The organism is Paucibacter aquatile, from assembly GCF_002885975.1.
Lineage (GTDB): Bacteria > Pseudomonadota > Gammaproteobacteria > Burkholderiales > Burkholderiaceae_C > Paucibacter_A > Paucibacter_A aquatilis.
The window spans coordinates 158,120-171,583 of record NZ_POSP01000001.1 but is presented as its reverse complement, the minus strand read 5'-3'; the positions used below and the strand labels follow the sequence as shown (position 1 = coordinate 171,583).

The 13,464-nt window shown below is 68.0% G+C and carries 10 protein-coding genes; 7 read left to right on the top strand and 3 right to left on the bottom strand.

Annotated features, from left to right (window positions below; all coding sequences use genetic code 11):
* Positions 1-50 precede the first annotated feature (50 nt).
* The 5 genes from C1O66_RS00820 (at position 51) to C1O66_RS00800 (ending at position 6,261) form a co-directional block, all read left to right on the top strand.
* Positions 51-788 carry a c-type cytochrome gene (locus tag C1O66_RS00820; protein WP_108724332.1) on the top strand — a complete coding sequence of 246 codons (738 nt, stop codon included), beginning with the start codon at positions 51-53 and terminating at the stop codon, positions 786-788.
* Positions 789-2,075 carry a c-type cytochrome gene (locus tag C1O66_RS00815; RefSeq protein WP_102766113.1) on the top strand — a complete coding sequence of 429 codons (1,287 nt, stop codon included), beginning with the start codon at positions 789-791 and terminating at the stop codon, positions 2,073-2,075. It begins immediately after the preceding gene.
* 196 nt (positions 2,076-2,271) lie between these two features.
* Positions 2,272-3,858, top strand: coding sequence for a methyl-accepting chemotaxis protein (locus C1O66_RS00810; protein ID WP_165794410.1), 1,587 nt, complete (start codon positions 2,272-2,274; stop codon positions 3,856-3,858).
* Between the two features lie 400 nt (positions 3,859-4,258).
* Positions 4,259-5,812 carry a methyl-accepting chemotaxis protein gene (locus tag C1O66_RS00805; RefSeq protein ID WP_165794409.1) on the top strand — a complete coding sequence of 518 codons (1,554 nt, stop codon included), beginning with the start codon at positions 4,259-4,261 and terminating at the stop codon, positions 5,810-5,812.
* A 95-nt stretch (positions 5,813-5,907) separates the two neighbouring features.
* Complete coding sequence (locus C1O66_RS00800) at positions 5,908-6,261, top strand: TonB family protein (protein WP_102766110.1); 354 nt, start codon at positions 5,908-5,910, stop codon at positions 6,259-6,261.
* Positions 6,262-6,472: 211 nt separating this feature from the next.
* Here the strand turns inward: C1O66_RS00800 and C1O66_RS00795 are convergent, their stop codons facing one another.
* On the bottom strand, positions 6,473-8,092 hold the full coding sequence (locus tag C1O66_RS00795) for an amidase (RefSeq protein ID WP_102766109.1): 1,620 nt from the start codon (positions 8,090-8,092) through the stop codon (positions 6,473-6,475).
* Between the two features lie 266 nt (positions 8,093-8,358).
* Here C1O66_RS00795 and C1O66_RS00790 point away from each other — a divergent pair, with 266 nt between their 5' ends.
* Positions 8,359-8,871, top strand: coding sequence for a hypothetical protein (locus C1O66_RS00790; RefSeq protein WP_102766108.1), 513 nt, complete (start codon positions 8,359-8,361; stop codon positions 8,869-8,871).
* A gap of 36 nt (positions 8,872-8,907) precedes the next feature.
* Here C1O66_RS00790 and C1O66_RS00785 read toward each other — a convergent pair whose 3' ends face one another.
* Together C1O66_RS00785 and C1O66_RS23470 are read right to left on the bottom strand one after the other, a co-directional pair.
* On the bottom strand, positions 8,908-9,330 hold the full coding sequence (locus C1O66_RS00785; RefSeq protein ID WP_102766107.1) for a cold shock domain-containing protein: 423 nt from the start codon (positions 9,328-9,330) through the stop codon (positions 8,908-8,910).
* Positions 9,331-9,520: 190 nt separating this feature from the next.
* Positions 9,521-9,766, bottom strand: a complete 246-nt coding sequence (locus C1O66_RS23470; RefSeq protein ID WP_133155053.1) for a hypothetical protein — start codon at positions 9,764-9,766, stop codon at positions 9,521-9,523.
* A gap of 478 nt (positions 9,767-10,244) precedes the next feature.
* Between C1O66_RS23470 and C1O66_RS00780 the strand changes: the two genes are divergently transcribed.
* A complete protein-coding gene (locus tag C1O66_RS00780; RefSeq protein WP_102766106.1) occupies positions 10,245-13,334 on the top strand; it encodes a TonB-dependent receptor in 3,090 nt (1,029 codons plus the stop codon).
* Positions 13,335-13,464: the final 130 nt, after the last annotated feature.

Below are 13,464 nucleotides of genomic sequence, written 5' to 3'. Positions count from 1 at the left end.
TGGCAGCTCTGCGCCTGTGCCCGGCCGGAGGTGACGGGGATAATCCCGCCATGCCTTCCTTACCGATTCTTGCCCGTGCGCGCCTGGCCGCAGCGGGCCTGCTGCTGAGCCTGTTCTGCGCCGCCTCAGCCTCCGCCGCTCCAGTTTCCCCGGCTCCCGCCGCCACCGTCGAAGACAGCATCGCCCAGCGCGCCCTGGCCTGCACCCAATGCCATGGCCAGCAAGGCCGCGCCGCCGCCGACGGTTACTACCCGCGCCTGGCCGGCAAGCCGCAAGGCTATCTCTACAAGCAGCTGCTCAACTTCCGCGATGGCCGGCGCCACTACGGCCTGATGAGCGATCTGGTCGACCCCTTGAGCGATGCCTATCTGAACGAGCTGGCGGGCTACTTCGCCAACCTGCACCTGCCCTACCCACCGCCGCAAACCCCGGCCCTGCCGGCTGCAGCGCTGAGCCGCGGCCAAGAGCTGGTGCTCAAAGGTGACCCAGCGCGCAAGCTGCCGGCTTGTGTGCAATGCCACGGCCAGCAGCTGACCGGCGTCCAGCCCTTCATCCCGGGCCTGCTGAGCCTGCCGCGCGACTACCTCAACGGCCAGCTCGGCGCCTGGCGCAGTGGCCAGCGCCGCGCCGTGGCGCCCGACTGCATGGCCTGGATCGCCAAGCGGCTCAAGGAAGAGGAGATCAACGCCATCTCGCATTGGCTGGCCGGCCAGCCCATGCCCGTCGGTGCCCGCCCGGCCGAGAGCCTGCCCGCGCCCCTGCCCATGGAATGCGGGGGGCTGAAGTAAATGAAGCTCCGCAGCAAACTCCTGGGCACGCTCGCTGCCGGCCTGCTGCTCGCCGCCCTGGCGGTACAGCGCCTCAACCACCTGGACGAGAGCGCGCCACGCAGCACACCCTTCCAATCGAGCCCGGCCCTGGTCGAGCGCGGCGCCTACCTGGCCCGCGCCGGCAACTGCATGGGCTGCCACACCGCCCGTGGCGGCACCGAGTACGCCGGCGGCCGCGCCATCCCCACGCCCTTCGGCAGCGTCTTCAGCTCCAACCTCACACCCGATGCCGAGACCGGCCTGGGCCGCTGGAGTGCCGATGAATTCTGGGCCGCCCTGCACAACGGCCGTGGCCGCGACGGCCGCTTGCTGACGCCCGCCTTCCCCTACGACAACTACGCCCTGGTCACGCGCGAAGACGCAGATGCGCTGTTCGCCTACCTGCAAAGCCTGCCCGTCGTGGCCCAGCCGCGGCGCGAACATGAGCTGCGCTTCCCCTACAACACGCAGGCGGCGCTGGCGGTCTGGCGGGCGCTGTACTTCCGGCCGGCCGTGTTCCAGCCCGATGCGCAGCGCTCGGCCGAATGGAACCGTGGCGCCTACCTGAGCCAGGGCCTGGGCCACTGCAATGCCTGCCACGCCAGCCGCAACAGCCTGGGCGCCACCGCTGGCCTGAACGATTTCTCCGGCGGCATGCTCGATGCGCTGGGCTGGTACGCGCCCTCGTTGCACGATCCGGCCGAAGGCAGCGTCGCCAACTGGAGCGCACCCGCCCTGCAGCAATGGCTGAAAAGCGGCCGCAACGATCAGGCCAGCGCGCTCGGGCCCATGAGCGAGGTGATCCGCGGCAGCACCCAGCACCTCAGCGATGCCGATCTGTCCGCCATGGCCAGTTATCTGCAAAGCCTGCCGCAGCACAGCAAGCCCGCCGCAGCGCCGGAGCGCCGCCCCGAGCTCAAGCTGCGCGAGCAAGGCGCCCAGCTGTTTGCCGACCACTGCGCCAGCTGCCACGGCGGGCAGGGCCAGGGCGTGCCCGGCATCTACCCGGCCCTGGCCGGCAACCGCGCGCTGCTGATGGCCAACCCGGCCAATCTGCTGCGCATCATCCAGCGCGGCGGCTTCGCGCCCTCGACCGCCGGCAACCCGAGGCCCTTCGGCATGCCGCCTTTCGCCGGCGTGCTCAGCGACACCGAGCTGGCGGCGGTGGCCAGCTATGTGCGCACCGCCTGGGGCAACCAGCCCCAGGGCGCGCCCGATGTGCGGCCGCTCGATGTGCTGCAGGCCAAGGACCAGCGGGTCGACTGACGGAGCGGCCCGCGAAACGGTAGTTCTTCACGCGAGGCCGGCTCGCCTCGCGTGCCCGGCCTGCGCGTAACCGCAGCGTCACACGGCAACTTCAGACTGCGCGGCGTTTCCAGGCATCAAGCCGATGCCTGCTGCCCGTCTTGGAGTTGTGATGCCGCATCCCCGGCCCCCGGTTCGATCCTCGCGATCGGCCTTTTTGTCCCGCCTGCCCGCCCTGAAGTTCTGGGCCGGCCTGTCGATTGCCCACAGCCTGGCCCTGTCCTTCGGCCTGCTGGTAATGGCCCTGGCCGGCCTGGGCGCCCTGTCCATCCTGCGCCAGCAGGAGATCGATGCCAAAGCCCAGGCCATCAGCGCCGTGCACCTGCAAGGCGTGGCCGACAGCCTGCGTCTGGCCGAGCTGGCCACGCGCCGGCACTCCCTCGACTACCTGATGGCCATGAGCGAGCGCGAACGCCTGCCCGAAGTGGAGGCGCAGCTGCACGCCGTGGATGCCGAGCTGGAACAGCTGCGCAGCCGCTACGCCGCACAGAAGCAAGACCTGACCCCCGAGCACCCGGAGCGCCGCATCCTGGCCGATGCTGAGCAGGCCTTGCGCCACTACGGCAGCTTGCGCCAGGGCGTGCAGGCCTTTGCCAAGATGGGCGCCAGCGGCGCGGCCATCGACCTGATCAGCAGCGAAGGCGCGCGCCGTTTTGCCGATGCGCGCAGCCTGCTGCTGCAGCTAACCGATCTCAACCTGCAGGCAGCGCAGTCCGAGGCCGCCCAGGCCCATGCCACCTACCAGCAAAGCCGGCGCCAGATGCTGGGGCTGATTGCCGCCCTGGTGCTCACGGCCACCCTGCTCGGCTGGCGGGTCACGCGTGCAATCACCCGGCCGTTGCGCGATGTGGTGCAGCTGGCCAGCGATGTGGCGGCGGGCAATCTGAGCCGCAGCACGCCGGCCGGCGCCGAGGCGCACAACACCGAGCTGGGCCGCATGAACCGCGCCCTGGCCACCATGACCCTGCGCCTGCGCGACATGGTCGAAGCCGTGCGCCAGGGCGTGGAGACGGTCAGCATCACCTCGACCCAGATCTCCAGCGGCAACCAGGACCTGTCGCGCCGCACCGAAAGCTCGGCCGAGCGCCTGCACGCCACCACCTTGCGCATGAGCGCCATGGCCGCCAGCCTGCGCCAGAGCCAGGGCAGCGCGGCCACCGCCGCACGCATGAGCGCCGCCGCCGCCGCCCAGGCCGAGGCCGGCGGCAGCGCCGTGCAGCAGATGGTGCAGGACATGGGCGAGATCCGCGCCACCGCCCACCAGATCGGCGAGATCACCGGCGTGATCGACGGCATCGCCCGCCAGACCAACATCCTGGCCCTCAACGCCGCCATCGAAGCCGCACGCGCCGGTGCCCAGGGCAAGGGCTTTGCCGTCGTGGCCGCCGAGGTGCGCCAGCTGGCCCAGCGCAGCAGCCAGGCCGCGCAGGAGATCAAGCAGCTGATTGCCACCTCGGTGGACAAAGCCGAAGCCGGCGCGGCGCGCGCAGCCGGCGCCGGCACGCAGATGGCCGCCATCGTCGCCGGCGTGTTCGAGGTGCGCGATCTCATGCACAGCATGCAGACCGCCGCGCAGGAACAAAGCCAGCATGTCGACCAGGTCGAACAGGCCATGCAGGCCCTGGAGCAGATGACCGAGCAGAACGCCGCCCTGGTCGAGCAGTCCACCGCCGCCTCCGCGGCCCTGCACCACCAGGCCCACGGACTGGCCGCCAATATGCGGCAGTTCCGCACCGCCGCCTGAATTCGGCGTCAGGGCACGGCGCTCAGCCACGGGCTTGACCGCCCGGCTGTCGCTTCCGTGCCGACGACAAGCCCCTGTTCCAGGGGCTGGGGCGCAGATGCGCGGCGAGCCCGCGCAATTCTTCACGGCACCCTGGCGCCGCGCTGTGCCGAGAGGCAGCCGCGGCGGCAGACTGGCGTCCGCAGTTTCCGTGCGGATCGCCTTTTTGGACCGGCCCCTCCGGCCCCGACCCGCCACTGCGACATATGTCACAAGCCGGTCAGGAATCGATGAAATCCCGCATCAAGAACTTCAGCGCTGGCGCCGAAAGCCTCCCAGGCGCGGCAAAGCGCCCGATGGCAGTCCACGAGGCCAGCCCGGCCGCCACAACAACCAGTTCTTGAAGACGAGGGATTCATCCATGAACTTTCTGACCCAGCTGCGCATCAGCCAGCGCCTGGCCGTGAGTTACGGTCTGTTGATCCTGCTGCTCATCGCCATCGGCAGCTACGGCGCCCGCACCGCCAGCCATCTGGCCAAGGACCTGGACCTGACGGCCAACTCCAGCCTGGTCAAGATCGCCTCGGCGAACGCCCTGGAAGAACAAGTCAATGTGATCGCCCGCGCCTCGCGCGATCTGCTGCTGCTCGACGAAGCGCGTCAGATCAAGAAGCAAAAGGCCGCCATCGAAGCCGCCCTGGCCGAGAGCGACAAGCAGATCGAGGCCGTCGAGGCCGCCCTCGATGGCGACAAGGAAAAGCAGCTGGTGGCCCAGGTGCGCGAGCGCAAGACCGCCTTCGTGGCGGCCGTGGCCAAGTTCCAGAAGATCCAGAAGGACGGCAGCCCGGACGAGGCCCGCGAGAGCCTGATCACCGATGTGCGCCCGGCCCAGCAGGCCTACCAAGATGGCTTGAAGGGCCTGGTCGAGCTGCAGTTCGAGAGTGCGCGTGATCTGGCCGTCAGCGGCGGCGAAATGGCCCGCAACGCGGTGCTGCTGACCGGTGTGCTGGTGGCGGTGGCCGTGGTCATCGGCGTCGGCGGCGGCCTGGTGATTGCCCGCTCCATCGTGCTGCCGGCCCGCCGCGCCCAGGAAGCCGCCGAGGCCATCAGCTCGGGCGACCTGACCCTGCACATCCAGGCCGAAGGCCATGACGAACTGAGCCAGATGCTGCGCGCCATGAAGGACATGCAGGCGGCGCTGACCGGCGTGGTCAGCAGCGTCAGCGATGCCGCCGGCGAAGTGGCCCAGAACTCCTCGGACATCGCCGACAGCAATGTCAATCTGTCCGATCGCACCGCCCGCTCGGCGGCCAGCCTGCAAAACACCGCCGCCTCGGTGGAACAGATCGCCGCCAATCTGAACGGCGCCAGCGACCTGACCCGCCGCGCCGCCGGCATCGCCACCAAGGCGCGCCAATCGGCCTCGGCCGGCGGTGCGGTGGTGGCCAAGGTGGTGGACACCATGGAAGAGATCAGCGCCAGCTCGCGCAAGATCGGCGACATCATCGGCGTGATCGACGGCATCGCCTTCCAGACCAACATCCTGGCCCTGAACGCGGCCGTGGAAGCGGCACGTGCCGGCGAACATGGCCGCGGCTTCGCGGTGGTGGCCTCCGAAGTGCGTGCCCTGGCCTCGCGCTCGGCCTCGGCGGCCAAGGAGATCAAGGTGCTGATCCAGGAATCGTCCGTCAAGGTCGAGAACGGCACCGCCCTGGTCAACAACGCCGGCGTCACCATCCGCAGCGTGGTCGACGAGGTCAACAATATGGGCCAGCTGATCGAAGAGATCTCGCACTCGGCCCAGGAACAGGCCGCCGGTGTGGGCGTGGTCAACAACGCCATGAACGAGCTGGACCGCACCACCCAGCAGAACACCACCCTGGTCGACGAACTGGGCCGCTCGACCGATGCGCTCAAGTCCAGCTCCTCGCGCCTGCTCGATGCCGTGGGCTTCTTCCGCGCCGTGCCGGCTTGATTGATCAGTGGACAGGCCAAGCGCCGCACGCACCTCCCCGTCTTCTCTTTTTCACCCCCTTCTTTTCTCTTTCCTTCCTGCAGTCCAAGACCACCATGATGACGAACCTGAACCGCACCTCCTCTTCTTCCATCCTGCGCGCTGCCACCCTGTTCTGCGGCGCCCTGGCCCTGGCCTTCAGCGCTCAGGCTGCAGCCCCGAAGATCATCAAGAAGGTGCCGCCCGAGTTCCCGCGCGAAGCCGAAAAGCAATCCATCACCCGCGGCACCGTGACCGCCAAGATGGCCATCGACGGCGACGGCAAGGTCACCGGCGTGGACATCCTGGAAGCGCAACCGCGCAAGGTCTTCGACCGCTCGGTCACCAACGCCCTGATGGACTGGCGCTTCGAAGCCAGCGGCGAAAAGCAGCACCACGAAGTCAAGCTGGTCTTCAGCAACGAGGACTGAACGTGGACACCCGATGCTGCCTGCGCAGCATCGGGTGCCTCGTTCAGGCCTGAGCGCATGCTTGCGCGAAGGCTGATTGCGGACTGGTCCCGCTGCATACACAGCAGCGCGTGCATCATTCAGGCCTCAGCGCATGCTTGCGCGACGGCCAAGCAACCGAAGAAAAGCCCGGTCACGCCGGGCTTTTCTTTTGGGGCCTGACGGCCTGTGCTCAGACCTTGCTGAGGAACTTCGGCGCTGCCCGCTTGAGGCTGGCCTGCTCGTAGGCGTAACCGTAGGCCAGGATCTTGGCCTCTTGCCAGGCCAGGCCGCCGAAGGAAATGCCGGCGGGCAGCTCGGACACCAGGCCCATGGGCACGGTCAGGTGCGGGTAGCCGGCCACGGCAAAGGGCGAGATGAAGCCGCCGCCGCTGAAATGATCGCCCAACAGGGGGTCGGTCAGCCAGGCCAGGCCGCCGGTGGGCGCGACCACGGCATCGAGCTGGTGTTCGGCGAACAAGGCGTCCAGGCCTTCCTTGCGGGCATAGCGCTGGCAGGTTTCGAGCGCCTGACGGTAGGCTTCTGCCTCCAGGCCCTGGGTGGCTTGCGCGGCCTCCAAGGTCTCCTGATCGAAGAACGGCATCACGGTCTTGGCATGGGCCTTGTTCCACTCGATCAGACCGGCCAGATCCTTGGCCGGCGCATCAGCTTGGTAGGTGGCTAGGTACTCAGCCAAGCCCACCTTGAGCTCGTGGAGCAGGACGGCGAACTCGCTCTCGCCGTACTTCTCTTGGTGCGGGATCTTGAGGTCCTGGTCGACCAGCACCGCCCCCTGGGCCTTGAGCACGGCCAGCGCCTCTTCGAACAAGGCATTCACCTGCGGCTGCGGCGGTTGGGCGCTGCGCAGCACGCCGATGCGAGCGCCGCGCAGCGCATCCTTGCGCAGGCCGGCAAGGTAGTCGACCGGCTTGGGCGCGGCGGCGGTGGCGCGGTCCTCAGTGTCGGGCGCGGCCAGCACCTGCAGCAGGGCCGCGGCATCGCGGACATGACGGGTCATGGGGCCGGCCGTGTCCTGGCTGGCCGAGATGGGGATGATGCCGCTGCGGCTGACCAGGCCCACGGTCGGCTTGAGGCCGACGATGCCGCAGATGCTGGCGGGTGAGGTGATGGAGCCATCGGTCTCGGTGCCCACGGCCAGGGCGCACAAGCCGGCCGCCACGGCCACGGCCGAACCGGAGCTGGAGCCGCTGGGGTTGCGCGCCAGCACATGGGGGTGGCGGGTCTGGCCGCCGCGGCTGCTCCAGCCGCTGGTCGAGCGGCTCGAACGGATATTGGCCCACTCGCTGAGGTTGGTCTTACCCAGAATCAGGGCGCCGGCCGCGCGCAGGCGGGTGACGAGAAAGGCGTCGCGGCTGGCATGCAGGCCGGCCAGCATCAGGGAGCCGGCCGTGGTGCTCATGGCATCGGCGGTGGCGATGTTGTCCTTGATCAGCACCGGCACACCGTGCAGCGGGCCTCGCGGGCCGCGGCGCTTGTCGCGGCGCTCGCGGTCCAGGGCCTGGGCTTCGGCCAAGGCATGGGGGTTGAGCTCAATCACCGAGCGCAGCTGCGGGCCCTGGCGATCGAGCGTGTTGATGCGGCGCAGGTAGTGGCGGGTCAGGCTTTCGCAGCTGAGCTGGCCGCCGGCCAGGCCTTGCTGGATGGCCTGCAGATCCAGGGCGTCAAAGCGCGCCGAGGGCATGGGGGCCACCGGCAGCTGGCTGGCGGCGCCGGCCTGGGCCAGGCCCGCGCCCAGGGTCAGGGAGCCGGCGACAAAACCGCGGCGGTTGAGGAAATTGGCGGGAGCGTTCATGGCGTCTTGTCCGAATCGAGGGGCGAGGATTCACGGCGGGCTGGCTTGTTCCAGGACTGCGCGACAAGACAGGAGCGGGCATTGTGCCGAGACCGCCCCCGCTTGCGCCCTAGGGCATGCCCGGGCCGGGGCGTCGCAGTGGCGTCATAAAAATCCGGCGGATCAGGTCGGCTGCACTCAAGTTCGGCCCAAGGCGGCCGAAAGCCGATGAATCCCGCCGCCGTCTGCCGCGCTCCCTCGGCCTGTCGCCCAGGCCTTTTGTCGTCATGGCTGAAGTTCCCGCCCCGACCCTGCCCGAGCTCGAAGCTGCGCTTGCCCAGATGGTGCAAGAGCGTTACCCCCACGCGGAGAGCGACGACGAAGCCGAGCTGCAAGCCATGGCGGCGCGCGACTGCGAGTACCTGCTGACCCGCATCCGCATCCTCGAGGCCGAGCTGATCCAGGCCAATGACGAGGTTCAGTGGATTGCCCCGGGCCATCGCAGCTCGCCGGCCCAGGCGCTCAAGCGCATCAAGGCCTTGTGCACGCGTTTCCCGGATCTCTTCAGCGCCATGCTGGTGGTGGCGGTCACGCACCCGGCCGTGGCCAAGGAGATGCTGGCGCCGGCCATCAAACAGTTCCGCCGCGACACCGACACCCTCAGCGTCGAGGATATGAGCGGCTTGCTGGTGGCGCTGAACAACGGTGCGCAGCAGGCCTTCGAAGCGGTGCTGCGCACGCGCAAGAACGCCGAACGCAAGGGCGGCGGTGGCGGCGCCATGGCCTGGGTCCGGGACTGACACGATGCCCCCCCGCCGGCTGAGCTGACGCCGGAATCAGTGGCCCCAGGCCAGGGCCAGCTTGTGCAGCACCTGCGCCGGCGTGTTGGCCCGGCTCATGTCCAGCCAGACCACGGTTCCGAGCGCCAGCAGCAAGGCAGCGCACACCGAGGCCCAGCGCAGGCGGCGCTGCAGCTGGCGGCGCTGATGGTAGGCCGCGCCCTGCAACGGGACCTTGGGCGCGGGTACAGGAACGGCCGCGTCCGGGCGGCGCTTGGAGCGCTGCACTCGCACGGCCTGCTTGCGGCCATCGCGACCGATCACCAGCTCAAAGCTCAGCACCTCGCCCAGCAAGGGCTGCTCGCCGTCGGGCGGGAACGCGGAAATGTGGACAAACAACTCCTCGCCGCCCTCCAGCGGCGCGATGCTGCCGTAGCCGCGCAAGGCAGCCCAGGCAGTCAAACGGCCTTCAAATCTCATGATGCACCCCAATCGACTCCGGGGAGAGCGCGGACCCTGACCGACTCTCCGGGCTGAGGCCGCGGTCACGAACCATCGGGCCTCAGTTCTTGTTCTTGTGGATCTGTATGGAGCGGATGCTGCGCTTGTTGGCCGCGCAAGGCTGCAACAAGGGGTAAGGCGCTGTAAACAGTGCCAAGTTCCTCACGGTTCAGCGCTGCTGGGAGCGTGCGCGCAGAGCCTGGGCTGTGGTTTGCATGCCCTCGACCCGCTCACGCAGCAGCTCAAGCCCCTGTTGCTGCTGCGGGCAGGGTCGGCGCGCGCTCAAGAGCTTTTCCTGGCGCGCCAGGCGCTGCCGCAGAAGGCGCTCCTTCTCGCGCACCAAGGCGCGCTCGCGCTCAAGCTCACTGGCGCTGAGTCGATTCCAAGCGGGGCGTTTTCCGGGTGTGTTGGCCATGGCGAAGGTCTCCTGACTCGATCGTTGAGCGGACTGTGGCGAGGGCAGGCACGCGCCTCAAGCCGGATGTGACCGAGCCGGCCAGGCCGGGGACGAAACCGGGGTTTTCGAGCGCGAATTTGGGCGATGCCCGCCTTGCCGTCCGCACTGTGAACGCAGAGGCCCGCCAGTTCCAGCCTACTGGGACCAAGCCGGGTGGTGGCGGGAGCAAGGCCTCGCCACCGGTCGAAGTTCGGGGATTGGCCCCAGCCCGGCGGGGTTTGTTCCCTTTTGCAACGGCGGCCCGCCCGTGGTGGCAGCAGGTCGGCGTTTGATCCCAGGACTTCGGCCCTGGATGCCCCGATTTTTAGAGTCGCGGCACCGCCCTGCCCCTGGCCGCAAAGCCGGTCGGACATGGAACGGTGGAGGCGATCTCCAAGCGATCGCCTCCGGCAGCAAGCACTCCAACCCACTTCCAAACCATTCGGGGGAATGAACCATGGTCAAGAAAACCCATCTGGCTCGCGCGCTGGCCCTGGCCTTCGGCAGCACGGTGCTGATGCTCAGCGTGCCCACGCCGGCACAGGCACAGTCCAACACCGCCGGCTCCATCTACGGCACGGTCAGCGCCGCACCGGGCACCCTGATCCAGCTCGAGAACAAGGCCACGGGCGTCAAGCGCAGCGTGCCCGGTGATGCCAACGGCCGCTTCAACTTCGCCTCGGTGCCACCGGGCAGCTACCGGCTGCAGCTGCTGCGTGATGGCAAGGTGATCGAAACCCGGGATGACATCGAGCTCTCGGCCAGCCAGAACCAGGAGATCAGCTTCACCAGCGCCGGCAACACCCTGGAGGCGGTGCTGGTGACCGGCACGCGCAAGGTCATCGACGTGACCAAGACCAGCAGCAGCACCAGCTTCTCGGCCGAGAAGCTGGCCGCCTTGCCGGTGGCCAAGAACGTCACCGCCGTCGTGCTGCTGGCCCCCAACACCACGGCGGCCGACAGCCGCTATTCGGGCGGCTCCAGCTTCGCCGGCGGTGCGGCTTCGGAGAACGCCTCCTACATCAACGGCTTCCCGGTCACCAACCCCCTCACCCAGCTGGGCGCGAGCGAGCTGCCTTTCGGTGCCATCCAGGAACTGCAGGTGCTGACCGGCGGCATGGGCGCCGAGTTCGGCCGCTCGGTGGGCGGCGTGGTCAACATCATCACCAAGAGCGGCAGCAACCGCTGGGAAGGCGGCGTGATGTTCAGCACCGAGCCGGCCGGGCTGCGCGGCAAGAGCGTGAACCTGGACTACCCGATGACCGGCGCGGCGGTGAATGCCGCGACCGACGGCAAGCTGCGCCGCTTCCGCGCCGATGACCGCCTGAGCAAGACCGAAGTGGGCGCCTATGTCGGTGGCCCGCTGATCAAGGACAAGCTCTTCCTCTTCATCGCGGCCCAGCAGAACGACAACAAGTTCAGCCGCGTGCGCTTGAACAATCTGTCGACCGACAACGCCTCGGTGCTCAAGTGGGGCTGGACCGAGGACAAGGACCGCAGCCAGCGCCTGTTTTCCAAGCTGGACTGGAACCTCAGCGACGAACACCGCCTGGAGCTGAGCGCCATCCGCGACAACTCCACCCGCGACAGCAGCTACTCGGGCTATGACTACAGCACCCTCAGCCGCGTGGCCGGCGCGCCCATCACCCTGAACTACAAGAACATCGCTGGTGAGACCCCCGATGGCGGCGACGTCAACATCCTGAAATACACCGGCTACCTCACGCCGGATCTGACCGTGACGGCCCTGGTCGGCGAAAGCCGCGTCAAGCACAGCAACGGCATCGCCGGCGCCGACATCTATGAGCCGGCCAAGGCCTTGTTCGGCGTGCAGTTCCCGGCTGGCACCCAGGCACCCGGGCTGAACTACTTCAACCCCAACCCGCTGGTGGGCTCCTTGATGAGCGGCAAGGACGCACGAGACACCATCAAGAGCAAGCGCATCGACATCGAGTACCAGCTGGGCCGCCATTCCCTGCGCGCCGGCATCGACGACAACAAGCTGGCCTCCACAGCCGCGGGTGACTTCACCGCCGGCGGGGGCACCTGGGCATTCCGCAAGGCCCCGAACCCCAGCGCCGTGCGCCTGGCCGGCAAGACCTTCGACCTGCTGACCGGCGGCCCGGCGCCGACCGCGCTGCAAAAGCAGGGCTTCTATGTCTTGCGAACCCTGTTCAACGACCTGACCGACGCTTACTCGGACCAATCTGCGCTGTATCTGGAAGACCGCTGGCAGGTCAACAAACAGCTGCTGCTGACGGCCGGCATCCGCAAGGAGGACTACAACAACCGCAACCACTTCAACGAGAAGTTCATCGACCAGAAGAACCAGATCGCGCCGCGCCTGGCCGCCGCCTTTGACGTGAACGGCGACGGCTCGCTCAAGCTCTTCGCTTCGGCCGGCCGCTATTTCATCCAGATCCCGACCCACCTCGCCGTGCGTGGCGCCAGCCCTTCCACCGGCACCAGCCAGATCTTCGGCTACACCGGCATCGACCCGACGACCGGTGCACCGACCGGCCTGAACCAGGTCTCCGAGCCCCGCTCGGCCAATAACGAGCTGGGTCAGCGCAAGGACGTGCGCCAGATCACCGCCACGAATCTGAAGCCGACCTACCAGGACGAGATCGTCCTCGGTTTTGAGAAGGCGCTGCAGAAGGACCTGGCCTTCGGTGCCCGCCTGACCTACCGCAAGCTGCGCTCGACCATCGACGACTACTGCGACCAGACGCCGATCGACGCCTGGGCCGTGGCCAATGGTGTGGACAACTCGCACTACCCCGGCTTCAACTGCGCCTCGGTCAACCCGGGCGAGAAGGTTGATCTGGATGTGGACTTCGCTGGCGACGGCAAGAAATACCACCGCGTGAGCCTGACGCCGGAAGAGATGGGCCTGCCCAAGGCCAAGCGCAGCTATGTGGCCCTGGACCTGTTCCTGGAGCACGCGCTGCGCAATGGCTGGTACGGCAAGGTCAACTACACCTGGTCGCGCAACTACGGCAACACCGAGGGGCAGACCCTGTCGGATGTGGCGCAGACCGATGTGTCGGCCACCCAGACCTGGGACAACGGCGACGTGATGATTGGCGCCTACGGCCCCCTGGCCAACCACCGCACCCACCAGCTCAAGGCCTACGGCTTCTATCAGCTCAACGACGAGTGGACCCTCGGCGGCGCCGCGATCTTGTCTTCAGGCCGCCCCATCAGCTGCCTGAACAATTTCACAAGCGCCCCGGGGCAGGGCGCGGGCTCACCGTCGTACCGCTTCCACTACTGCGAGGGCCAGATCTCGCCACGCGGCGCCCTCGGCAATCTGCCCATGGAACAGCGCCTGGATCTGAACCTCAGCTACCAGCCGCGCGCGCTCAAAGGACTGGGCCTGAAAGTCGATGTGTTCAATGTGCTGAACCGGCAGCAAGCCATCACCGTGCGCGAAGACCGCAATGTGCCCAACTCGGTGGCCGTGGACGCGGTGGCCAACGGCACCCTCGCCACCGCCGCCGCGCGCGCCGTCAAGCTCACCGTCTCCTACGACGTGAAGTTCTAAGTACGTGCCGAGAGAAGGCCTTGAGGCCTTCTCGACGACGTACTTAGGCCAAGCTGCTTGCAAGCAGCTTGGCTGAGACAGAACCGAGGACAGGCCCTGCGGCCTGTCCGACGCCTGTCGAAGGACTGGG